Consider the following 22,899-nt stretch of genomic DNA (forward strand, 5'->3'; position numbering starts at 1 on the left):
GCAATCAAAGCCTTGCCTAAAAGCCTTTAAATTCTCACTGAGTGAGCAATAATTTAATGTGATTGGTATTAAAAGCTGTTGCCTTTATAACTTTCCGGTCGCAGTCGTTTACTCAACCAGTAACTTCAACTCTGCATTTTCGAGTTAAAACCAGCGAACTAACTTAACCAAATCAGGCTGATTATTATCATCTATCGGCTTTTGCGCAGAATCACTAGTAAGATCCCTCCTAGCACCATCAGACTGGAAAGCATAAGCCGAATAGTTATGCTTTCGAATACAAACAACACCCCGCCAATCGCCGCGATAACCGGTACAGATAATTGCAATACGGCTGCCTGAATATTACCAAGGGTGTTTAGCGCTTTATACCAAACGCTATAGCCCAAAGCAGATGCAAATGCGCCTGATAACACCGCTAGAAAAGCGCCTTTGACGGTGATGTTCGCAGAAGTAACAGTAAAGATAAACAGAACGATCACCAATGGCATTGTCCAGATGAAGTTGTTCGCCGTGTCTGTTAGCGGCGCTGCGCTTGCTCTACCTAAAACGGTATAAACACCCCATGCGACTCCTGCAATAACCATATATAGAGCACCGCTCATATTTGGTGTAGAAATGGTGGGATATAAAAGATAGATTAAGCCACCGAACGCAATAAAAATACCCGCCCCGTCAAAGACGTGAAGTTTTTCACCGCGAATAAATCCAATCCCAATCATGGTTAACTGCACTGTGCCAAATAAGATCAGAGCGCCAGTTCCAGTATCTAAGGTAATATAAGCGTAGGAGAAACCAATGGCATAGATAAATAGCGTCCCTGCTGCGAGAAAATTTTTACCGCTAAACGAAAGCAATTGCATGTTGTGCTTTTTACCGTTACGAGGAAACGCCAGCAGCACGATAAACATAACTACGCCGGATAGTAGGCGAATAGATGTAAAGCTTGATGGGTCAATAGCTTCGTCTTTCAAAGCGAGGCGGCACAATATCGAGTTAGCGGCAAACGCAATAAGCGCAACCGAGGTATATAACCAGGTTGAATTAATTTGCTTTAAACCCACGAACAATAATTCCTGTTGTTAATCTTCTATAGGGGCAGTTATATAAGGGCAGTGTCAATTAGAGAAAAAACAATAACATAATAATCAATAAGTTAAGAACCAATTAATGACGACTATGCCCCATTAATACCAATCCCATTAAATTATTGCTCACTCAGTGAGAATTTAAAGGCTTTTAGACAAGGCTTTGATTGCAGAGAATGGTTATTCCATTGTCAAAATCAGTAACGCAGGATAAATGCCTTTAAAACTCACCCGTAGGGAGTTAGTGAGAGGCCCATTTACTGCCCTATATTTCATTAATATAGAATGACTATATCAACGAAATCGATGTTGTAACTGAACCTCTGCCCTAACTCTGAGTTGTGCACAAACTTAATGGGATTGGTATAAGCTGCCCTATCAACCTTGTTAACACAAGTCTAGGTTACCGCAAATGCAAGTTAAACCTGGGTTATTTAACGTTTGCTTAATCACACATAAGCGGTTGCGAGTTTTGTAGCAGTGCAATAACACCATTTTGATTGGAGTAGACATCAAAAGTCATATCCGACTGTTGCTTTTGATTGGCGGCCAACAAAGAGTGTTCAATCACTTCATTTCGCAGTAACTCGCGTCGTTCATCACAAAATTCGATAAACCAGTCGCCATCAAGCTGAACCAGACGGCCTTGCCTTAATTCATCGGCAAAATCCAAGCCTGCCAATTGCGTGGCACTCACAGCTTGTTGTTTCAGGTTTTCAATCAGCTGATTAAAGTTTGACAGCTTTTGCTCAGGGGTGCTGGCGGCAATTTCCGTCAAAATAATTTCTGGACGCGTACTCATAGGCAACTGCGGTAAGGTAATCGCTAAACGAGCAGGAGTTGCTTCGTCGTCAGACACCAAATATTCCTCAAAGTGCACCTCTGCCATGATATCTGGTGCTGGCTTAATGATTTGGGTCTGCTCTTTTATCAAACTAAAAATTGGGACGATCAGAACTAAGGCAATGCTGCATAAAATAAGCGGTTTGACGTAGCTAAAACGTCGGTAGTGGCTTAAAAATCCATGTTGCACCGTGTCCTGAGTGTTGTGAGACACCTGTTCAATGCCTTCGAAGAGTGCTTCTTTTTGCGATCCACTTAATCGGTTTTCCGCCTTAAAATCCTGATACGTATTTTGTAATTCATTATCAAAGTCAGACTTGTTGTTACTCATGACTGATACTCCTTACCCGATACCAGCATTTCTTCTTTACCGACGGCCTCATTATTGGTTCCTAAATGTTTTTTTAATGCCAGCTTTGCGTAACGCAAACGAGATTTAACGGTTTCTGTTTTTTCCGATGTGATCATGGCGATATCCTGAATCGAGAAGCCTTCAAGTTGCAAAATTACCGATTCTCGTTGTGCCATCGGCAGTGCCTGAATTAACAACTGAAATGACGTCTCAGATATACCTTGCTGCTCACTGTCGCTCACTAATTGCTCAGTGGACAAGTGGCTTAATGAACTCTGGTTAAATGAGTCAGGGTTGTATCGTTCAGCATTGCTGTCTTGCGCGGCGATGGCATCATCAATATCACTAAAATCCCAGCGTTGATTGCGGCGCAAATCGTCAATTAATGTATTGCGAGCAATGGTAAACAGCCAACTTTTTACATTGCTTCCTTGTTTAAAGCTTTGATGTTTTTCAATCACCTTTAACCAGGTGTGCTGTAAAATATCTTCCGCCACTGCCACATCCGACTGAGCAATTAAAAAGTGATACAAATCATCACTATAACGCTCAACCAATGGTTTTAGCCGCGCAGCATCCGGTTGCTGACAATAGGCCAGCATTTGCTGTTCCGGGCTTAAGGCTGGGTTTAACCAGCCTTTAATCAGGGATGATATCTTCGCCAAATTATCTTCCTTTTGTACTTTTTCTATTGGCTTAAGCCTATGTCGCTATATTACTCACGAACCGCTGGCCTCGTCCATTTTAAAATCCAATTGCACCGTTAATTGTGTTTGTTTTACCGGTTTCCCATCCACCATTTTGGCTTTGTATTTCCACCGCTTCAACGCCTTAATTGCGGCTTTATCAAAAGTGCGTTTTGGTGAAGAGTCGATCACTTCAACATCGGTTACCCCGCCGGTTTCATTGATTGAAAACGCTAACTGCACCCAACCAGTAATGCCATCTCGAGCCGCAACTATCGGATATTTAGGACTAACTCGTACAATTGGTCTGGCATCTCCCCCCATATTCGGCCCTAGAATCGACGGTCCTGGATCATCTATGGTTAAATCCGGCCCCGGGACGTTAATTTTTGCAATGGATTCGTTTTGATCCACCGGAGTTATTGATGATGGAGGCTCTGGCACGGGTTTTGGCTCAGGCGGCGGATCCATCTTTTTCTTTTCCTGTACCTTACTGTCTTTCGGTTGCTCCATAAACTCTAATGGCACATAGGGAGAAGCTTCTGCTACAAAGCCTCCTTTATCTTTTACCAGTGCAGCCATAAACGCGAATAGTCCAAAACATACAATGAACGCTAAAAATGTAATATTAATTAATCGAGTCATAAACCTTTCCCACAATTGAAATGAATGTTGATTGCTTAAACAGGTCGTGATCACGAACGACTTCCCATGTCGTCTTATTAATAAAACGAATGAGAAATTAAAAAGGGGTTAAAGAAATGAAAATATTGGAGCGGAGAATAATCAAGGGGTCAGAGTTGTCGATTATTTTTTCTTACCAAAATCGATACGTACGCTGAGATTTTCCTGTTTCACCGGTTGGCCGCTTTGCATTTGTGGCCGATATTTCCAGCGAGACAAGGCATCGATTGCCGCCTGATCAAATATCTGCTCGGGCTGAGATTCAATTACCAGGATATCTTCAGGTACGCCCTGAGCATTAATAGAAAAACTTAATTTTACCCATCCGCGAATTTTTTGCCGAGCCGCACTAACCGGGTACCGCGGTAACGAACGATAGATTGGTGTTGCACCACTATTTTGAGGCGTTTCTTCTACAGCAAACTCCTGAGACTGTAACGTGCTGTCAATAGCAATGTCCGGCATTTTTATTTGCTTAACCTCGGACGAAGTTTTTGCTGGCACAGCGCGGACTGAGGCGATACCGCCAGGTTTTTGGGGAGGTTCAGGTGGAGGATCTAAAATTCGCTTTTTAAAAATGGTTTTACTGTCTTTGCGAGGTTCTGCCAACTCAACAACCGTATAATTATCATCCGGTTCAATATAAATGTCATCCGACGCAACGAGAGCAGCCATCACGGCAATTATACCCAAAGAGATAAAACCACCGGCAATAATGGCAACGAAGAATTTCACCTTTCCTCCTTTTACAGGGAAATTAATGTGCAAGCTTGCTACCTCATACTGCCTGACTCGCTTTAATTATAGTTGGTTGTAATCCAAATTTTACGTAAGTTTTACACTGCAAAATTTAATTGTCTTTTCGTCAACTTTTGTTTGCAGTACACTAACTTAACAAAAATACACAGGGATAAACAATGGAACATTCATTAACGATTACCGGTTTTTATGCAGGTATTCTTGCTCTACTTTATATTGCACTGAGTTTTAAAGTCATCGGGTTAAGACGCCGATTAAAGATTGGTTTAGGAGATGGTGGCGATAAAGAGTTGAGCAAAGCCATACGGGTACATGGTAATTTCGTTGAATATGTACCGTTTGCATTACTGTTGCTTGCAATTTTAGAAATAAACAACGGCTCTCAATTTGTAATGCATGCCTTAGGTGGCGCACTAGTGACTTGTCGATTTTTGCACGCGATCGGCATTGCTAAATCGTCAGGGAAAAGCTGGCAGCGTTTTGTCGGTGTACTTGGGACATTCTTGGCGATGTTGATTTTAGCCATCATGAATATCGCTTATATGTTGTTCTAACTAGTCTCGCAAATTTAATAAGCTCGAATATCAAGGGGCCAGAGTCGTTATTCTTATATCAACAACTCTGACCCCTTGATTTTGCAATAAATCCAACCCGTAAAAAACAGAGCTCTGCGAGCAAATTCAGTTATCTTTCAGGCTTATCTAATCCAAAGTGAAGGTATGCGCGTTCGGTTACCATGCGGCCACGAGGGGTTCGTTGTAAAAAACCCTGTTGTATCAAAAATGGCTCAATCACATCTTCGATGGTGTCACGTTCTTCACCAATTGCCGCGGCAACATTGTCTAACCCGACCGGGCCACCCATAAATTTGTCGATAATGGCGAGCAGTAATTTACGGTCCATCAAATCAAAGCCTTCGCTGTCGACTTCCAGCATATTCAATGCTTTTGAGGCCACATGCTGATCCGCTGTACCATCATTTTTTACTTCGGCAAAATCTCGCACCCGGCGCAACAAGCGGTTGGCAATTCGTGGTGTACCGCGAGAACGGCGAGCAACTTCAATGGCACCTTCATTGTCTAATTCGACATTGAGAAAATGCGCACTGCGGGCGACGATATCGGTCAGATCTTCGACTTTATAAAATTCAAGACGCTGGACAATACCAAAACGGTCGCGAAGTGGTGAGGTTAAGGCACCAGCTCGTGTTGTGGCGCCAATCAATGTGAATGGTGGTAAATCTAACTTGATAGAACGCGCCGCAGGCCCTTCCCCTATCATAATATCCAGTTGATAGTCTTCCATCGCCGGATACAGAACTTCCTCGACCACAGGGCTTAAGCGATGAATTTCATCAATAAACAACACATCGTTTTCTTCCAGGTTCGTCAATAGCGCGGCTAAGTCGCCAGCTTTTTCTAAAACAGGTCCTGAAGTGGTACGAATATTCACGCCCATTTCATTGGCAACGATATTGGCCAAGGTAGTTTTGCCCAAGCCTGGCGGGCCAAAGATCAAAAGATGGTCTAGTGGCTCGTTACGCTTTGTCGCCGCTTCGATGAAAATCTCCATCTGCTCTTTCACATGTTCCTGACCGGTGTAGTCAGCAAGCATTTTAGGGCGTATCGCCCTATCGACGGTTTCTTCTTCGCGAGTAGTGGGAGTAGGTTGTATTAAACGATCCGCTTCTATCATGTGTGTTGTTCGACCAATATTATTAAGCTGGGTGAATGCTATAGCGCTGGTTATAACATAGATTTAAGGGCATCACGAATAATCTCTTCTGAGCTCATGCCATTTTGATGCACACCAGAAACGGCTTTTTCCGCCTGATTCTGCTTGTAACCTAATGAGACTAATGCGGTAATGGCATCGTCCTTTTCATTGGTAACGGTAACGAACGTTGAACCATTTTCTTCGCCCTGTAATGCAAATTCATCGGCATTAGGCGTAGCAAGATCCTGTCCCCAGTCTTTTAAGCGGTCACGCATTTCAATCAACAAACGCTCTGCTGTTTTCTTACCAACACCCGGAATTTTTACAATGGTGCCAACATCATCAATTTGCACGCATAGGACAAACTGAGATGAGGACATATTCGACAAAATCGCCAGAGCAAGTTTAGGGCCAACGCCATTCACTTTTATTAATAAACGGAACAGCTTTCGCTCGGTGACATTGGCAAAACCAAATAGTTGCTGAGCATCTTCTCGCACCACAAAGTGGGTGTATATCACCGCTTCTTCGTTAATTTTGGGCAAATGATAGAAGCTTGTCATGGGTAGCGTCACTTCGTATCCAACGCCACCACATTCAATCACAATTTCCGGTGGTTGTTTATCAACCAATAAGCCACGTAAACGTCCTATCACTTTACTATCCTCACTATCCTCGTTTTAGACCCTCATTGAGGATCTTCGTGTGTCCTGTCTTGTCGCATCAATGTCGCTCATTTTTGCAGTAAATATTTTTAGCGCGAATATTTTTATGAGCGAATGCGAAACAATCTGTCACGATTTTATTATTTAAGTCCGATGAAATAGATACTATATATTTATACAGTAAAGTGCAAATTCTTTGTTGTGCATGCAATGATACATGGGAAGGGATTGCGCCGGAGATATCGGCTTGTACGAAAGCGAAAAAACCGTTTAACGTAAGCGCCCGCGAACGGTTTTGGTTGCTTTGCCCGCCATTTTCGCCAATGAGTCATAACTGTGGGCATGACAAATGGCCACCGCCAATGCATCTGCGGCATCCGCCTGAGGCGTTCCGGGAAGCTTCAAAATCGATGCCACCATATGCTGAACCTGCGTTTTATCCGCAGCACCGGTGCCAACGACCGATTGTTTAATTTGTCTGGCCGAGTATTCCGCCACCGGTACATTGTTATTGGTGGCCGCCACCATCGCCGCACCGCGTGCTTGACCGAGTTTTAATGCGCCAGAAGGATTTTGTCCCATAAACACTTGCTCAATCGCAAACAAATCCGGTTTGTACTGAATAATCAATTCTGAAACACCGGCAAAGATGATTTGCAGACGCAACGACTGATCATCCCCGGCAGCCAGGGTTTTAATGCAACCGCTGCCAAGATAATTAAAGGTGCGACCTTTTTTCTCGATGATGCCGTATCCGGTGATTCTTGAACCGGGATCGATGCCTAAGATTATGCTCATGAATTTAATTTATTTATTGTTATGTTTATACCTTAATGAAAAAAGGGCCAGAATCAAAATTAATTGACTCTGACCCCATTTCGCGAAAAACAAAAAATTTACTCTTCGCTTTTTTTCTCTTCAACGACAACTTGCACACCAAGCTCGGCTAGTTGTGCCGGGTTTGCTTTACCCGGAGCATTCGTTAATGGACACGCTGCGGTTGTGGTTTTCGGGAATGCCATCACATCGCGAATGGATGTCGCACCGGTCATTAGCATTACCAAGCGATCCAGACCGAAGGCCAGACCCGCGTGAGGCGGTGTGCCGTAGCGTAACGCTTCTAATAAGAAACCAAATTTTTCTTCCGCTTCTTCATCGCTAATACCAAGAATACGGAAAACTGCGGCTTGCATCGCCTGATCATGGATACGAACCGAACCACCACCTAACTCACAACCGTTAAGTACCATATCATACGCATTGGATAACGCGCCGACAGGATTGGCTTCTAACTCTTCTGCCGTTAGCTCCGATGGTGCGGTGAATGGGTGATGCAATGCATGCATATTACCATCGAATTCTTCAAACATTGGAAAATCGACAACCCAAAGTGGTTTCCATTCGTCGCTGACGATATCCAGATCTTCACCGAGCTTAAGGCGTAACGCCCCCATCGCTTCGGTCACAACCGTATAGTTATCGGCACCGAAGAAAATAATATCGCCGCTTTGCGCGTTAGTGCGCTCAAGCAAACCGTTTACTGCAGCTTCCGGCAAGAACTTCAGTATTGGTGACTGAATACCTTCCATGCCCGCAGCACGGTCATTCACCTTCATCCACGCTAAACCTTTGGCACCATAGATACCAACAAATTTACCGTATTCATCGATGTTCTTGCGAGAAAACTTCTCAGCACCACCGGGAACACAGATCACCGCTACACGACCTTTTTCATCGTTTGCAGGACCGGAGAATACTTTAAATTCTACGTCTTTTAATAAGTCAGCAACATCGACAAGCTCAAGTGGGTTACGTAAATCTGGTTTGTCAGAGCCGTAACGCGTCATTGCTTCTGCGTAGGACATACGCGGAAAGTCACCTAAATCGACACTAAGCAATTTATTAAACAAATCACGGATCATGGTTTCGGTTACTTCCATAACCTGATCGGCGGTCATGAACGAGGTTTCGATATCGATTTGAGTAAATTCTGGCTGGCGATCAGCACGTAAATCTTCATCACGGAAACATTTTACGATTTGATAGTAACGCTCCATGCCTGACATCATTAACAACTGTTTAAATAGTTGTGGTGATTGTGGCAATGCAAAAAAGCTACCTTTGTGAGTTCGACTCGGCACTAAGTAATCACGAGCCCCTTCCGGCGTTGCCGCGGTCAGGATTGGCGTTTCAATATCCATGAAACCTTGTGACTCTAACGACTCGCGTACCGCAGACGTCACTTTGGCACGAAAACGCAAACGCTCAGTCATTTCAGGACGACGCAAATCAAGATAGCGATATTTTAAGCGTTGCTCTTCCGAGTTGTTTTGATGATCGTCAAGCGTTAACGGCAATGGCGCGGCTTTGTTCAAAATGGTCAATTCCAGACCCAGAACTTCAATAGCACCGGTTGCCATATCTTTATTCACCTGACCTTCAGGGCGTGCACGAACTTTACCTTTCACCTGAACACAGAATTCGTTACGTAATGTGTTGGCTTTTTCCAACACTTCAGGGAAATCCGGATCGTAAACCACCTGCACGATACCTTCACGATCTCGTAAATCTAAAAAGATTACGGCACCAAGATCACGACGACGGTTTACCCAACCACAAAGAGTGACTTCCTGACCAATGTGAGATTCGTTCACCTCACCACAATAGACGCTACGCATTATTGACTGTTCCTGATATGTAAAAAGCTCGAACCCGTGTTTATTATAGCGGGATCATATCGGCATCGACTGATACCCATGAGAAAGGGTCGAATCAATGTCGGAAATTTAATAAAGCCGACATTATAAGGAAAACCCGCGGGATGTCACCTGAATTGGCGAATGCTGAACAGAAAAAAACCGAATTATTTAAATCGCTGCAAAAAAACCACCTTTTTAAGGATGAACTTTCAATAAGTCAGGTATTTAAGATAAAATAAGGCTCATAACATGCAACAGGGCTTAGCCAATGTCCGACAAAGAGTCCAAACCAGTGTCCCAGCAAGATAAAGATCTGATTTATTCAAAACCACAAGTAAACGTTGCGGATTTTCGTTTCGATGCGCAAGTGGTGGAAGTTTTTCCAGATATGATCAAACGTTCGGTGCCCGGTTACAACACCATCATTGATACGATTGGAAACCTTGCCGGTCGTTATGCAAAAGACAATACCAATGTTTATGATCTCGGTTGTTCTTTAGGGGCGGCCAGTTTAGCCATGCGACGCAGCATTGACGCGAAAGGTTGTAAGATTGTCGCCATTGATAACTCCTCCGACATGGTCGAGCGCTGTAAAATTCATCTTAATGCGTTCAAGGCGGATACGCCCTGCGAGGTAAAATATGGCGATATTTTGCAAGAGCCAATGGAAAACGCATCGGTCATTGTGTTGAACTTCACCTTACAATTTATTGAGCCAGACAAGCGCCAGCAACTGATTGAAAAAATCGCCGATGCATTAATCCCTGGGGGCTTATTTATCCTGTCGGAAAAAATCTATGATAATGACCCCGAGTGTCGAGCACTATTAAACGAATTGCACCATGATTTTAAACGCGCTAATGGCTACAGTGAATTGGAGATTGCCCAAAAGCGCTCTGCCATTGAAAATGTAATGAAGCCTGATGTGTTGGATAGTCACTTGTCCAGGTTGCAGCAAGCGGGGTTTTCCCACGCCACCCCATGGTTTCAATGTTTTAACTTCTTTTCATTAGTCGCAGTGAAATAGCGACCCTAAATATAGCCAGTCATTCATTATGTTTAATAGTTTCTATCAACAAATCGCCGGCAATCAGTTAAGCCACTGGTTAACCACCCTGCCCGCCCAACTAGATCAATGGCAAAAAAGCCACTTGCATGGCGAATATGGAAAATGGTTAAAAACCCTCGAGGCTCTGCCTGACACTGAATATTCGAACTTGGATTTAAAAAACAGCGTAACCATTGGCCAAAAGGATGATATACCTGAAGGGCAACGCAAGCGTATCGAAGCCTTATTGAAAAACTTTAAACCCTGGCGCAAAGGTCCGTTTCATATCCATGGTCTGCATATCGACACCGAATGGCGTTCAGATTTTAAATGGGATCGTTTATTACCCCATATCAGTCCACTAAAAGGTAGAACCGTGTTAGATATCGGTTGCGGTAGTGGTTACCATTTGTGGCGAATGCGTGGTGAAGGTGCCGAATTTGTAGTTGGTATCGATCCTACCCAACTGTTTTTAATGCAATTTCAAGCAATTTCCCATTTTATCAAAGATCCAAACGTCAATTTATTGCCATTGGGTGTCGATGACCTACCGGCGCTAAAATCTTTTGATACGGTGTTTTCGATGGGCGTACTTTATCACCGTAAATCGCCAATCGATTTTTTACAGCAATTAAAAGCACAGTTAAGCCCTGGTGGTGAACTTGTACTGGAAACTCTGGTTGTTGAAGGTGACGAGCAGACCGTGCTGGTGCCGGGCGAGCGCTATGCAAAAATGCGCAACGTCTGGTTTATTCCCAGTGGCGAAGCGTTAATGTTTTGGATGCGCCGCCTCGGGTTTAAAAACGTGCGTATGGTCAATACAGACCAAACAGCGTTTGAAGAGCAACGTAAAACTGACTGGATGGATAATGAATCGCTGCAGGATTTTCTCGACCCTGAAGATAGCAGTAAAACCATTGAGGGGTATCCAGCACCACTACGGGCAATTTTTATCGCCAACGTTTGATACGTTCCGCCCCCTCTGGGGTGATAGTAAATTTGCAATCGTATGACGGGAGACTGTGTGGTCTCCCGTTTTACTTTCCGCTTTCTACCTTCGCTTTCGTGTCTGATAAGATCAGGCGTAAGTGCAAATAGGCGTGAATAAGATGGATCAATGCCGCAAGCGCCAATAGAGATAATACGATTGTCAGCAATGCTTGCAATGAATAACTTGCCAGTAACGGCAGAAAAAACGCCAGTGGAACTAAATACGCTAACGTCCCAATCAACAACGCCAGCATTCGCCATACAAACCCCATATTCAAGCCAAAACAAACGGAACACATCGACCAAAAACTTAAAACCACTGAAGCGATCCAAATAATCAACAGCCCTACCTGTAACGGTGAATGTATTGCCGCATCAAGTTGCTGCTCAGAGAAACTGCCCGTTAAAAAGTTAATCAGTGAAATACCAATCGTTGCCAGTAACACCAATGAGGGTAACCAGGCAAAAACAATGGTGATATTAATAAACATGCCACGCCAGATACGCTAACTCCTTGAATTCCTCTAAGTACAGGGAAATTTTACTTGTCCACGAAACCAAATAGAGTAATCATAGAACGAAAGGAACAAATAATGTGCAATTTTTATGAACGAGCATTGGTTACAACGTAAATTTTCACCAAACGCGACCCGAATTCAGGATCATCGCTCCCCGTTTCAACGGGATCGCGCCCGTATTTTGCATTCCGCGGCCTTTCGTCGCCTGCAGGCAAAAACTCAGGTAATGGGCGTAGGTGTCAGTGATTTTTATCGGACCCGTTTGACCCATTCATTAGAGGCTGCCCAAATCGGCTCTGGCATCAGTGCCCAATTGCGAAACAAGCATAGTGAGTTGGCGGAAACGTTATTCCCAACCGATGATTCATTAATTGAAGCCATCTGTTTAGCCCATGACATTGGCCACCCACCGTTTGGTCATGGTGGCGAAGTCGCGCTCAATTTTATGATGCACAAACATGGCGGATTTGAAGGCAATGGCCAGACATTTCGTATTGTCAGTAAACTTGAACCCTATACCGAGCAATATGGGATGGATCTTACCCGTCGCACCCTGCTGGGCTTTTTAAAATACCCGCAAACCATCGAGCATTTGCAATCATCTTACCCTGAGAAGCTTCCCAATAACTATCGACAGTTAAAGGCCGGTGACTGGCATCCGCCTAAAGGGGTTTATGACGACGACCTGGATATGTTGCATTGGGTATTAGAGCCATTGTCATCTCATGACAAGGAACTTTTCCAAAGTAGTCTGGCACGAGACAATAATCATAAAAAAACACGTTATAAATCGTTAGATTGCTCCATTATGGAACTGGCGGATGATATTGCCTATGGCGTTCATGATATGGAAGATGCCATTGTCACCGGCGTGGTTTCTGAGCATTTATTTGTCGAATATGTGGCAAAACCCATGGCGGAAATTGATGATATCTGGGTGCAGGAAAATTATACGAGCATTACCGAAAACCTGTTTAGTCAGCAACACCACTTACAAAAAGATGCCATCGGTTCTTTGGTCAATTATCTGATCACCTCTATCTCGCTAGTGGATTTAAACGAAACCCAAGGCTGTGACTTTGACGAAGATTTATTGCGCTACAATGCCAAACTTTCAAAGGCACCGGCAAAGGTGCTTGGCTTGTTAAAAGATTTCGTATATCGCTTTGTGATCAAGCAAACGGATATTCAACGCTTAGAATATAAAGGCCAGCAAATCGTGATGGAGTTGTTTGAGGCGTTCGCCAGTGATCCACAGCGGCTATTGCCAGATTCAACCCGCCGACGTTGGCAAAAAGCCGTCGATGAAGGGCTAAATCCAAATCGCGTAATTGCCGATTACTTAAGTGGCATGACCGATGAGTTCGCAACTAGAGTCTACAACAACCTGTTTATCGCCAATGCCAGTGGTGTCAATGAAAAGCACTGCGTGTAATGGTGTTTAGTTGTGGTTAGCGCCGCTTGCCCCTGATATTTTAGTAATGACAATGGCAAGAACAATGGCAAATTCATTTAAAAAAAATTAGAGAGCTATTTTGAACGCGATTACCGATTTAAACCAATTAATTGCCAGCATGAAACCAGAGTTACAAGATGGCAGTTATGTATTTACCACCGTGAGTGGTGACATAAAAGAACACCTCGCATTAAATCCCCTTGCGTGCTTTCAAGAGTCGGAAGGCTTGACCCTAATACTTGAACAGGTACAGGCCGAACGCGCCAACATAACCTATGAAGGCGTGTTTAAACAGATCACTTTAACGGTGCACTCCAGTTTAGAGGCGGTAGGCCTGACTGCTGCAATCGCAACAGCGCTGGCGGAACAAGGGATCAGCGCCAATGTCGTTGCCGCGCATTTCCATGATCATATTTTTGTACCAGAAGAAAAAGCAACAAAGGCAATTCGCGCGCTTGCAGCATTAAGCGAGTCTGTTTAACGCAGTGAATTGCTCGACAATAACGTTATGATATTGCGGTGCTCATTATGCATTCCTCTTGGCACGCACCAATGTTCCCCGTAAAATATGCCATAAAATTTCGCCAGGAAGCTAAAATTCCGTGTTAGATATATACGCCGGCAACAACGCCCTTACGACGCTCAAGCAACAAGGATTTTCCCAATCCTTATTTTCCACCATGATTGGTGCCAGTGGTGGTCCTAAGTGGTTTTCTCTTTATGGTTTAGATAAATATATCTTTGGCGAATTATTTAAAGACCGGACATCTGAATTAAATTTAATCGGCTCTTCCGCCGGGGCTTTTCGCTTTGCCGCACTGGCTCAAAAGGATCCCGTCGCCGCAATTACCCGTTTAGCGGAAAATTATTCGCAAACCGTATACTCCGAAAATGCCGATGCGACGGAAATTACCGGAAAAGCTTATGAGTTAATGAGCGCCGTATTTGGTGAACATGGCATTGAACAGATAATCACTAACCCCGCCATTAAAGCGCATTTTGTGGTCTGTCGCTGTCATGGTTTAACCCGCTTTGAAAATAAAGCGCTACAAATGCTCGGCTTAGTGACAAGTTATGGTCTTAATCGCATCGACAGGCGTCTGCTCAAGCATCAATATCAACGAGTTATCTATCATCATCCTGACAGTAAACTAACAATAAACGACCCCTATCAGTTTGATACCTCCTATTTACCATTAACCCGGGACAATACCCTTGACGCCTTATTGGCGAGTGGTTCGATTCCTATGGTCATGCGTGGCATTAAAGATGTTGCTGACTCGCCCAAAGGTATGTATCGCGATGGCGGGATTATTGACTACCATTTCGATTTAGAAATTGAGAATCAGTCCGGGTTGATTTTATACCCGCATTTTACCTCCGTACCAAAGGCCGGTTGGTTTGATAAGTCAATGAATCGATTTGTCGATAAGAGTCATTACGATAACGTGGTGATGTTGGTGCCGTCCGAAAAATTCGTGGCCAATCTGCCTTATCAAAAAATCCCTGATAGAAAAGATTTCACCGATTTGCCGCCAGCAGAGCGAATAAAATACTGGCAAACGGTTCTTGCGGCTACCGACCAGTTAGCAGAAAGTCTGGATGATTTTATCGAGAAACAGGATATAGACCGGGTAAAGCCCTTGGCGTGGTAGACAAAACTTACGTTAGAGGGGCGCTATGCATAAAAACTTTGGCATAAGAACTGCCTGACCAGCAGGTCCTTTTTAAGGCGTTATAGATTCGTTAATGTTACATTAACGTTCGAGATATAAAAAATGCATAGGGTCAGTTCCGATAAAAAGAATTTTCCAATCGATAAGCCTCTCAAATGTACTAAAACAGTTGGTTTTACCCTCGCACTCCGCTAAAGTATAACCAACTGATTTTTAACCCCTTATTGCGGGCATAATACGCAAATGGAGATCGCATGAAGTATTTGTCGTTACTCACTATTATCCTGATATCAGGCTGTTCATCTCAACCGATTAGCCATCAAATCGCGAATGCCATTCTGAGTTCAGTTTTTGAAGGAGCGACCAATACGGATATCAGTCACAATGCTGCAAGTTGCCCGAATATTAAACGCAGCTGTTCAGATGGAAATTATCAAGAATGGCTTCAAAAAAATGGACAAAAGGCTTGCGCCTGCAATAAGTAATTGCATCTAGCGGTCTAAAAGCATCAACTTACCACTGCCTGTCTCGTTGACGGCAGGCCTGTTTGGCAGGGGCTTGGTGTCGAAACATCACATAACACACGGTTTATGCTTTTTCTAAACCTTAAACGCAAGATCTGAAGCGGAAACTAAAACCTGCCCTCTCCTTTCTAGTCTACCAGCGCCAAACAGTACCTAAGCGCCCGCTACGCTTTTTTAAAATAAAGCGCGCAGACTGCGCCAGCGGGATCCTTGATAATTACATATTTATCTTCACCGCCCATGGATTTAACTTCCGTTAGCAACTCCCCGCCTTTTGCGGTAACTGCGGCAATAGAGGCGTCGATATCGGCAACCAGAAAATAAGGCATCCATACCGGTGGCAAGTTTGCATTAACACCCCGTGCATGGCAAATCCCCGCCTGAGGTGAGTCATTGGCTGGGTTGTTCATGGCATAATCATCGTAGTCCCCCATAGAGCAGGCTTCTACTTCCCAGCCGACAACGTCCTGATAAAAATCTTTTACTTCCCCGGCATTTTCAACCGTTAAATCCAACCAGGCCATTTCCGTAATATTGTTGTTCATGATGCGTCCTCTATTTATGTGACTGATTCACGTCGATGCTTTCTTGTTTAGCTTTTCTTGTTTAGGTTTTGTTGTTTAGATTTTGTTGTTTGGGGTTTTTGGGATAAAACTTTTCCGGTAACTGATTCATGTGTTCGAAAAAGCGCGTGTCTTTATAAGGTAGTTTCATAAACCCAGAAATTCCTACGCCTTTAATGGTTGGTAGCAGTTCAATAATTTCACCCAGACACTGGGCAAACTCGTCGCGCTTGGCATGATTTAACAGCATCAGGTAGCTGTGAATTTTCAAATGATTTTCTAACACTTCAAAAATGATACAACCGGTATGATGAATTTTATTCAAGCGCGCCAAAACGGCCATGATTTTGCCCGGCAACCGAAGATATTCATCCGGGTCTTTGCCGTCTTCAAAGTAAGAATGGAGCCTTGAAGGTTTATCCATCTCATCAAGGTTACTGACCTCAAATGGAATAAATTGCCCTGTCGCCGCGGTAAACGGAACAGAACTGTCGCTACGCTCAATGTGCAATGTGTTACGTGCATCAAATAAACAGGACTTAAAGATGCCGACCCGAAATATCCCTTGCGCTAAAGTCACCATATTATTGACTGCAGATTTAAAGGCAGTTTCCAAACTCTGATCAAATAAAGTCAGATTTGAATCGACATAAACCCCGTCTTTTTCCCAGCGAATGGCAAGACCGCCGACCACTGGGTAACGGGCAAGGCGGCTGACGGCTGCGATAAAAGCTTTTTCAGTAGCCCCCATGCCGACAAGGAAATTTTTGTAATATTTTTCCAGTTGCACATCGTCAATATCAACCAGCTTGTCCCTTTCTGAGGATTCCCGCAAAAACGATTTACGCGAGCCGTAAACCACGGTATCCATCTGGGCAACTTTCGGTTTTATCCATACCGGGATCACCGATTTGATCAGGTTAATCTTAGGGTTTGGATTTAAAACCAGCTTTTCCAGCAACGGCAGTTGTGAGAAAAGGTAATCTCCGGCCTTTTTCCTTAATTCGGGATCATCGCCGAGCATGGCATCCAAAGACTTACCTAAGATTTTAGGTAACCCCAGCGATGCAGCGGTAATAACTTTGTAGCCATAGCGGCAGGATTGTCCGGAAGCCAATGCATACAGCGTTGCTGCCATGCCCTGTTCGTCAAAGCGCGGCGAAGACAAGCCGCCGTTTAATTGCTCTTCGCCGATAAAATAGATATCCCCCATACGGGCATTGGTATGGTGTAAATCACCGCTCATCAAGTCCATAACGCTTGCTGTGGTTGACTGGCCTTGATTATCGATTTGCGCCCAGACGGATGAGCCCCAGTCGATTAGCTGGATCTTTTCTGAATGTGTATCGAATACCAAATTTGAAGGTTTAATATCGCCATGAACAATAGGCTTTTGTTGTTGATGATTCGCAGGGTTTTTAAGGTAGTTGAGAATCTTGATCAATTGGATTGTCAGCTTAACCACCAACTCCGGAGCCAATGGCCCATGCTGATGGGAGTACACTTCCATATCCACACCCGGCGCTCGGCTCATCTGTAAAATCGATTGGCGTTTAATTTTTCGATATTCCACTAACTTGGGAATATTCGGATGCGTGATGGTTGATTGCATCAACGCCTCATCGGCAAGGCGATCCTGCACATGTTGTGGCAAGGTGATACGGGAAAATTTGAACACTTGCGAATCATCCGCGCCAGTGTCGCCGTTGCCAGCTTCACCGCAAAACACAAAACCGTAGGCGCCTTTGCCTAACAACTGAATATTGTGATACCCCAGTTGCCGTAATTGGCTTTTACACAGCTCTATCCATTGTTTGAGCTTTTCAGCGTCTTTATGGCTCAGCAAATATATCGATTGCTCTTCGGCAATATAAAAATGCTGGAGATTCTTATTTGGGGCGCTTGCTGCCAAGGTGCATTCTCGTAGCTTATCCTGTTCGCGAATACTCAACTCTAAGCACCTGTGTCATTTAAGTAAAGAGGCTAATACGATAAAGCGGCCAATACGTTAAAAAGCCTGGGCCTCTCAATGTTATTCCTCTGTGTCGGATTCTGACTCATTAACCTTGTTAAACTTAGCTTTTAATCGCGACCGATAGTTAGCTTTGGCATACAGTTGAAGGTCTTCCACAGAATCGCTTTCATCAACAATCTCACGCCCGAGAATGGTTTCAATGGTGTCCTCTAACGTAACAATACCGGCGGTCTGTCCGAAATGATCCTCAACTAAAAACAAATGCTCTTTACGTTTAATAAATACATCAAGCAAATTAAGCACAGGGAAGCTTTCGGAAATCCGATGTATCGGTGATGCCAGATCTTTCAAGCGAACATCGGCTTTACCCTGTCGTTCAGACTCGTAAAGGTGATTTTTAATAATCAAACCGGTGATATTATCGACGCTGCCGTCATATATCGGAATACGGGTAAAATAGACGGTTTGCTCTGCGGCCAGCGCTTCAGCTACGGTACATTCTTCACTTAAGGCATGAACCACACTGCGTGGGGTAAGAATATCTTCGGTTTTAGCGTCGCGGAGCTTTAAGATATTTTGAACTAAAAGGCTTTCCTGGGTGGCAATCGTCCCGCCTTTTTGTCCTAAAGTGGTTATCGCTAAAACCTCTTCTCGAGATATCGATGGTTGCTTAGCACCACTGAAAATGCGGGTTAAGAATCCAGAAATCCACACCAGTGGATAAACCAACTTCACTAGAAAATTAATAATAATGGCTGAAGGTATCGCTAGGGAGCGCCAGTAATGGGCGCCGATAGTTTTGGGAATAATTTCGGATAGATAAAGAATTGCCAGAGTCAGCAAGAACGCAATTAACGTTTCCCATTTTTCACCAAACACCTGCAGTGCTTGCGAACCAACGCCGGCTGCGCCCATGGTGTGGGCAAAGGTATTGAGGATCAAAATGCTTGAAATGGATTGATCAAGATTTTGTTTTGCCTGAGTAAGTTGCTGGTAACCCCGAGATTTTTTATGCTGCACTTCAGCAACAAAGCTTGGGGTAATCGATAAAAGTACGGCTTCCAAGATGGAACACAAAAAAGAAACACCGATGGCGATACATAAATAGACAATTAATAAAGTCATTAATAAGCTGCCGTTAATCCGTTAATTCGTGAATGAACAAAAAGTTTCCCCAAATATACCAATGTAACTACCCCTTAAGACACAATAAATAGGTACAGGTTCATCACCCAAACAAATACTAGCCAGGCGAATGCAACGAATACTAATGCTGAGCCAATGTCTTTGCAGCGGCCAATCAAGGGGTCGTGGTCAGTACAGACTTTATCGGCCAATGCTTCTAGCGCTGAATTGACTAACTCAGCAAACAATAGGAACACCAGGCTGAATATCAATGTTAACCAGTTTTCGATGGAGGTTGCCAATACAAAACTAAAAGGCAACATCACCGCTACAAGCAACAACTCCTGGCGAAATGCCGCCTCATACTTAAAGACGTCTCGAAAACCTTGCATTGAGCAAAAAAAGGCTCGGTAAATGCGTTCAATGCCCTGTCCATTAGGCTTATTTACCGATTCGTTGGGAGTTACCATTTAACCAAAATCCGAATATTCATTACCAATTATTAATTGTAGATAAAATAACGAGTTAGTTAAACACTTAATGTTATTGGCGGCTAATGACTGAAATACCAAGGGGTTTGTTATCAGGCGCACAAAGCTGCCAGGCACTGATTTTAGCATTGACACAACCACAACCACCGGTGCAATCCCCTCCGGTTATTGGCTCAATCTTACCCCGCTTGTACAACAGGGTGAGCATCGGCGCTAACGCATCGACACTCACTTTTAATTGGTTGACCAAGGCTTGCTCGGTCATGACCTGATTAGTGGCAAGCAGGGCTTGTATCTGATTTAACATGCTCTTCCCCACTGTTGAGCCAATCGCTTACCGCTTTTAACCCCATAATTTTGTATATCATCAGGCTGAAAATCACCAGCAAAGCAATGGTTACTGACTCATTGGATTGCCAGTCTTGCCAAGTTGCCACCTGGTAATACAGGCTGGCAGTAACATAGGCCAACGCACTGGCCCATAACGCCACAAACAATGCCCAGCGGCCATTAAATTCACGGGCCATGGCGCCCAGTGCGGACGCACAAGGTGAATAAAGAAGAATAAATAACAGATAGGCAAAGGCACCATGTTTGCCATCAAAATGGCTGGCCAGCCTTTCCATCGTTGTCATCGATACTTCTTGATCTTCTGCGGCCTGTTGTACGGACTCCACATCGGCAGACGTCAGGCCCAACGGATCGAGCAACAACTCGGCAATACCCATGAGATTATCACCGATGGAATCAACGGCTTCTTGCATCGATTCAGACAGCGAGAACTCCTCTTCTGCCCTTTCCGGATCCTGATACAAACTATTTAGGGTTGCCACTAATACCTCTTTGGCGAACAAGCCGGTAAATATTCCCACCGTTGCTTGCCAGTTGTCATCATTCACACCCATTGGCGCGAACGCTGGAGTCAATGTCTGACTTGCTGATGCCAACAAGGAATTGTCGGTACCGGTATTTCCAAAACTGCCATCTTTGCCCAATGAATTTAACAGGCCTAACAATGTCACCATTATGACTATCGTTTTACCGGCACCAAATACAAACGCTTTCAAACGTTGCCAGGTACGAAACCATAAATCCGATAATCTTGGTACCTGATATTGCGGCAACTCAATAATAAACGGACTACCTTCCCCTTTGGTTACGGTTTTACGAAAGACTAAACCGGTAAGCAGTGCTGCGACAATGCCAAGTAGATACAGCAAGAACACCACATTCAATGCATTTTCTAAAAAGAATGCCGCCGCAAATAACGCAAAAACCGGTAAGCGCGCGCCGCACACCATAAAGTGACTCATGGCTCCAGCCAGCACCCGCTCATGCTTTTGCTGTAAGGTGCGTGTTGCCATAACCGCAGGCACGGTACAGCCAAACCCCATTAACATTGGCACAAAAGCAGAACCTGGTAAGCCAACTTTTTGCATAATTCTATCGGTCACCACCGCGGCTCGCGCCAGATATCCGGATTGCTCTAATGCCGTTAAAAATAAATACAGACAGAATATCAACGGGATAAACGTCGCCACGGTCTGGATACCGGTTCCAACCCCATCAGTTAGTAAGACCACCAGCCACTCTGGCCAATTCCAACTGTTTAATTGATAAGCCAGACCATCTACCAGCAATGCACCGGCAGCAATATCAAAGAAATCGATAAAGGCACCACCAACATTAATGGCGAACATAAACATCAAATACATGGATAACAAGAACAAAGGCAGCGCGACCCATGGGCGCATTAGATAATGATCCAGCCACTCGGTAAATTTGTGTTGTTTAGACTCAGAATGTCTGCCAATTTCTGCAACGATGTTATGACACGTCTGATAGCGGCAAGAGGCAATATCCAATTCGTAATCCGTCGCAGATTCACCTTGTGAACTTTGCTCAGCGACCAGGCGGTTTAATTGCTGAAACCGGCTGCCTTCACCACTTAATGCATCGATAATATGTTTGTCATAGGACACTTGCAGGTTCGCTTGCGTATCACCATCAAATTCCAGTAACGCCTGCTCAATGTGCTGACTTGAATCGTTATCATTGGCACTGATCGCGACCACCGGACAACCGACTAATTCTTGCAATTTGTCTAAATCGAGATCAAGCCCCATTTGCTCGGCGCGATCCCATTTATTTAGCACCATCACCATCGGCAGCCCCAGTTCTCGCAACTGCAGGGTTAAATAAAGGTGGCGCTCTAAGGATGTCGCATCCACAATATTGATGACAGTCGAAGCTGGGTGCTCAAGTAAATAATTAAGTGTGACTCGCTCATCTTCTGAGGTTTGCTGTTGGGGAACGAGAGAATAAACTCCTGGCAAATCGACCAAAGAAATCTCTCGGTTGGCAATTTTCATCTCACCGGTTTTCTTTTCCACGGTAATGCCTGGAAAATTACCCACGTGTTGCCTAAGGCCCGTTAATTGGTTGAATAGTGTAGATTTCCCTGCATTGGGGTTGCCAACCAGTAATACTTGCTCCATTTATTTTACAACCTTCACCTGAATATCTTCGGCCAATGACTGGCGTATAATTAAATTTGCCTGGCGCACATGGATTTGCATCGCTTTACTCCACCCAAGACTGCGCTTCATCGTGATAGCGGTACCAGGGATCAATCCCAAATCCATAAGTTTGGCTCGTACCGATGGTTGCCGAGAAAAACCACTGATGATCGCTTTTTCTCCAGCTTTGACCTGATTTAGTGTCATGGTTAGGTTTATCCTTAATGAGAATGATTTTTATTATACGGTAGAAAATCTGACATTGAAACTCACCCGAGTACATAGAACGACAAGAAATCTGTACATCGTTATTTATCCGTGTATTTTTTGCAAAAAAGCACGGGGTTATTAACGCTAAAAATTGGCAATGAATGGTGCTTGTGGATGAAATTGGCGCCCTTGTGATACTTGCCGAGCAAGCTACATGGCTAGTCACTCGGATATTCACAGTGATAACATTACTGGCATTGATGCATTGATTGTCTGTTTAAAAATTTAACATCCACTGAGGCAGATTGTTGC

The 22,899-nt window shown here is 44.1% G+C and carries 23 protein-coding genes; 6 read left to right on the forward strand and 17 right to left on the reverse strand.

Annotated elements, in window-relative coordinates; translation table 11 throughout:
- Positions 1-191 precede the first annotated feature (191 nt).
- From FE810_RS12285 to FE810_RS12305, 5 genes are all read right to left on the reverse strand, one after another.
- Positions 192-1,064, reverse strand: coding sequence for a DMT family transporter (locus FE810_RS12285; RefSeq protein WP_138320367.1), 873 nt, complete (start codon positions 1,062-1,064; stop codon positions 192-194).
- 469 nt (positions 1,065-1,533) lie between these two features.
- Entirely contained in the window at positions 1,534-2,262 is a 729-nt protein-coding gene (locus FE810_RS12290; protein WP_138320368.1) for a hypothetical protein, read from the reverse strand.
- Complete coding sequence (locus FE810_RS12295) at positions 2,259-2,948, reverse strand: RNA polymerase sigma factor (protein WP_138320369.1); 690 nt, start codon at positions 2,946-2,948, stop codon at positions 2,259-2,261. Before FE810_RS12295 ends, FE810_RS12290 begins: the two co-directional genes overlap by 4 nt.
- A gap of 54 nt (positions 2,949-3,002) precedes the next feature.
- Positions 3,003-3,614, reverse strand: a complete 612-nt coding sequence (locus FE810_RS12300; protein WP_138320370.1) for an energy transducer TonB — start codon at positions 3,612-3,614, stop codon at positions 3,003-3,005.
- A gap of 162 nt (positions 3,615-3,776) precedes the next feature.
- Complete coding sequence (locus FE810_RS12305; RefSeq protein ID WP_138320371.1) at positions 3,777-4,388, reverse strand: energy transducer TonB; 612 nt, start codon at positions 4,386-4,388, stop codon at positions 3,777-3,779.
- Between the two features lie 182 nt (positions 4,389-4,570).
- On the opposite strand from FE810_RS12305, the gene FE810_RS12310 reads away from it, so the two are divergent.
- Complete coding sequence (locus FE810_RS12310; RefSeq protein WP_138320372.1) at positions 4,571-4,966, forward strand: MAPEG family protein; 396 nt, start codon at positions 4,571-4,573, stop codon at positions 4,964-4,966.
- Positions 4,967-5,096: 130 nt separating this feature from the next.
- Here the strand turns inward: FE810_RS12310 and ruvB are convergent, their stop codons facing one another.
- The 4 genes from ruvB to aspS form a co-directional block, all read right to left on the reverse strand.
- Entirely contained in the window at positions 5,097-6,107 is a 1,011-nt protein-coding gene (gene ruvB, locus FE810_RS12315) for a Holliday junction branch migration DNA helicase RuvB (RefSeq protein ID WP_138320373.1), read from the reverse strand.
- Positions 6,108-6,157: 50 nt separating this feature from the next.
- The gene (gene ruvA, locus FE810_RS12320; RefSeq protein ID WP_138320374.1) at positions 6,158-6,784 is read right to left on the reverse strand and encodes a Holliday junction branch migration protein RuvA; all 627 of its coding nucleotides are present in this window, start codon (positions 6,782-6,784) and stop codon (positions 6,158-6,160) included.
- A 279-nt stretch (positions 6,785-7,063) separates the two neighbouring features.
- Positions 7,064-7,591 (reverse strand): crossover junction endodeoxyribonuclease RuvC, encoded by a 528-nt coding sequence (gene ruvC, locus FE810_RS12325; protein WP_138320375.1) that lies wholly within the window; start codon positions 7,589-7,591, stop codon positions 7,064-7,066.
- Between the two features lie 98 nt (positions 7,592-7,689).
- Entirely contained in the window at positions 7,690-9,471 is a 1,782-nt protein-coding gene (gene aspS, locus FE810_RS12330; RefSeq protein ID WP_138320376.1) for an aspartate--tRNA ligase, read from the reverse strand.
- A gap of 289 nt (positions 9,472-9,760) precedes the next feature.
- Between aspS and cmoA the strand changes: the two genes are divergently transcribed.
- Positions 9,761-10,519, forward strand: coding sequence for a carboxy-S-adenosyl-L-methionine synthase CmoA (cmoA, locus tag FE810_RS12335; protein WP_138320377.1), 759 nt, complete (start codon positions 9,761-9,763; stop codon positions 10,517-10,519).
- Between the two features lie 28 nt (positions 10,520-10,547).
- Positions 10,548-11,507, forward strand: coding sequence for a tRNA 5-methoxyuridine(34)/uridine 5-oxyacetic acid(34) synthase CmoB (gene cmoB, locus FE810_RS12340; protein WP_138320378.1), 960 nt, complete (start codon positions 10,548-10,550; stop codon positions 11,505-11,507).
- Positions 11,508-11,577: 70 nt separating this feature from the next.
- On the opposite strand, the gene FE810_RS12345 is transcribed toward cmoB, so the two are convergent.
- Complete coding sequence (locus FE810_RS12345; protein WP_138320379.1) at positions 11,578-12,021, reverse strand: hypothetical protein; 444 nt, start codon at positions 12,019-12,021, stop codon at positions 11,578-11,580.
- A gap of 115 nt (positions 12,022-12,136) precedes the next feature.
- Here FE810_RS12345 and FE810_RS12350 point away from each other — a divergent pair, with 115 nt between their 5' ends.
- The 3 genes from FE810_RS12350 (at position 12,137) to FE810_RS12360 (ending at position 15,159) form a co-directional block, all read left to right on the forward strand.
- Complete coding sequence (locus FE810_RS12350) at positions 12,137-13,483, forward strand: anti-phage deoxyguanosine triphosphatase (RefSeq protein ID WP_138320380.1); 1,347 nt, start codon at positions 12,137-12,139, stop codon at positions 13,481-13,483.
- A gap of 100 nt (positions 13,484-13,583) precedes the next feature.
- Positions 13,584-13,985, forward strand: a complete 402-nt coding sequence (locus FE810_RS12355) for an ACT domain-containing protein (RefSeq protein ID WP_138320381.1) — start codon at positions 13,584-13,586, stop codon at positions 13,983-13,985.
- Positions 13,986-14,106: 121 nt separating this feature from the next.
- The gene (locus FE810_RS12360; RefSeq protein ID WP_138320382.1) at positions 14,107-15,159 is read left to right on the forward strand and encodes a patatin-like phospholipase family protein; all 1,053 of its coding nucleotides are present in this window, start codon (positions 14,107-14,109) and stop codon (positions 15,157-15,159) included.
- A 709-nt stretch (positions 15,160-15,868) separates the two neighbouring features.
- Here the strand turns inward: FE810_RS12360 and FE810_RS12365 are convergent.
- The 7 genes from FE810_RS12365 to FE810_RS12395 all read right to left on the reverse strand — a co-directional run bounded on the left by FE810_RS12365 (position 15,869) and on the right by FE810_RS12395 (position 22,584).
- Positions 15,869-16,249: a VOC family protein gene (locus FE810_RS12365; RefSeq protein ID WP_138320383.1), complete on the reverse strand. Its 381-nt coding sequence runs from the start codon at positions 16,247-16,249 to the stop codon at positions 15,869-15,871.
- Between the two features lie 61 nt (positions 16,250-16,310).
- Positions 16,311-18,212, reverse strand: coding sequence for a protein kinase domain-containing protein (locus FE810_RS12370; protein ID WP_246037057.1), 1,902 nt, complete (start codon positions 18,210-18,212; stop codon positions 16,311-16,313).
- 87 nt (positions 18,213-18,299) lie between these two features.
- Positions 18,300-19,367 carry a CNNM domain-containing protein gene (locus FE810_RS12375; protein WP_138320384.1) on the reverse strand — a complete coding sequence of 356 codons (1,068 nt, stop codon included), beginning with the start codon at positions 19,365-19,367 and terminating at the stop codon, positions 18,300-18,302.
- 74 nt (positions 19,368-19,441) lie between these two features.
- The gene (locus FE810_RS12380; RefSeq protein WP_138320385.1) at positions 19,442-19,837 is read right to left on the reverse strand and encodes a diacylglycerol kinase; all 396 of its coding nucleotides are present in this window, start codon (positions 19,835-19,837) and stop codon (positions 19,442-19,444) included.
- Between the two features lie 73 nt (positions 19,838-19,910).
- Entirely contained in the window at positions 19,911-20,165 is a 255-nt protein-coding gene (locus tag FE810_RS12385; RefSeq protein WP_138320386.1) for a FeoC-like transcriptional regulator, read from the reverse strand.
- Entirely contained in the window at positions 20,131-22,356 is a 2,226-nt protein-coding gene (gene feoB / locus FE810_RS12390; protein ID WP_138320387.1) for a ferrous iron transport protein B, read from the reverse strand. The genes FE810_RS12385 and feoB overlap by 35 nt, the downstream gene beginning before the upstream one ends.
- Complete coding sequence (locus FE810_RS12395; RefSeq protein WP_138320388.1) at positions 22,357-22,584, reverse strand: FeoA family protein; 228 nt, start codon at positions 22,582-22,584, stop codon at positions 22,357-22,359. It lies immediately after the preceding gene.
- Positions 22,585-22,899: the final 315 nt, after the last annotated feature.

The sequence above is a fragment of the Thalassotalea litorea genome, assembly GCF_005843925.1.
GTDB lineage: Bacteria > Pseudomonadota > Gammaproteobacteria > Enterobacterales > Alteromonadaceae > Thalassotalea_A > Thalassotalea_A litorea_A.

Bases quoted from the DNA above. Each gene is read 5' to 3' on its own strand.
- FE810_RS12385 (WP_138320386.1), bottom strand. From the start codon at position 20,165: ATGTTAAATCAGATACAAGCCCTGCTTGCCACTAATCAGGTCATGACC.
- FE810_RS12310 (WP_138320372.1), top strand. From the start codon at position 4,571: ATGGAACATTCATTAACGATTACCGGTTTTTATGCAGGTATTCTTGCT.
- FE810_RS12365 (WP_138320383.1), bottom strand. From the start codon at position 16,249: ATGAACAACAATATTACGGAAATGGCCTGGTTGGATTTAACGGTTGAA.
- FE810_RS12300 (WP_138320370.1), bottom strand. From the start codon at position 3,614: ATGACTCGATTAATTAATATTACATTTTTAGCGTTCATTGTATGTTTT.
- FE810_RS12350 (WP_138320380.1), top strand. From the start codon at position 12,137: ATGAACGAGCATTGGTTACAACGTAAATTTTCACCAAACGCGACCCGA.
- FE810_RS12395 (WP_138320388.1), bottom strand. From the start codon at position 22,584: ATGACACTAAATCAGGTCAAAGCTGGAGAAAAAGCGATCATCAGTGGT.
- feoB (WP_138320387.1), bottom strand. From the start codon at position 22,356: ATGGAGCAAGTATTACTGGTTGGCAACCCCAATGCAGGGAAATCTACA.
- FE810_RS12380 (WP_138320385.1), bottom strand. From the start codon at position 19,837: ATGGTAACTCCCAACGAATCGGTAAATAAGCCTAATGGACAGGGCATT.
- FE810_RS12345 (WP_138320379.1), bottom strand. From the start codon at position 12,021: ATGTTTATTAATATCACCATTGTTTTTGCCTGGTTACCCTCATTGGTG.
- ruvB (WP_138320373.1), bottom strand. From the start codon at position 6,107: ATGATAGAAGCGGATCGTTTAATACAACCTACTCCCACTACTCGCGAA.
- ruvC (WP_138320375.1), bottom strand. From the start codon at position 7,591: ATGAGCATAATCTTAGGCATCGATCCCGGTTCAAGAATCACCGGATAC.
- cmoB (WP_138320378.1), top strand. From the start codon at position 10,548: ATGTTTAATAGTTTCTATCAACAAATCGCCGGCAATCAGTTAAGCCAC.
- aspS (WP_138320376.1), bottom strand. From the start codon at position 9,471: ATGCGTAGCGTCTATTGTGGTGAGGTGAACGAATCTCACATTGGTCAG.
- FE810_RS12375 (WP_138320384.1), bottom strand. From the start codon at position 19,367: ATGACTTTATTAATTGTCTATTTATGTATCGCCATCGGTGTTTCTTTT.
- FE810_RS12290 (WP_138320368.1), bottom strand. From the start codon at position 2,262: ATGAGTAACAACAAGTCTGACTTTGATAATGAATTACAAAATACGTAT.
- cmoA (WP_138320377.1), top strand. From the start codon at position 9,761: ATGTCCGACAAAGAGTCCAAACCAGTGTCCCAGCAAGATAAAGATCTG.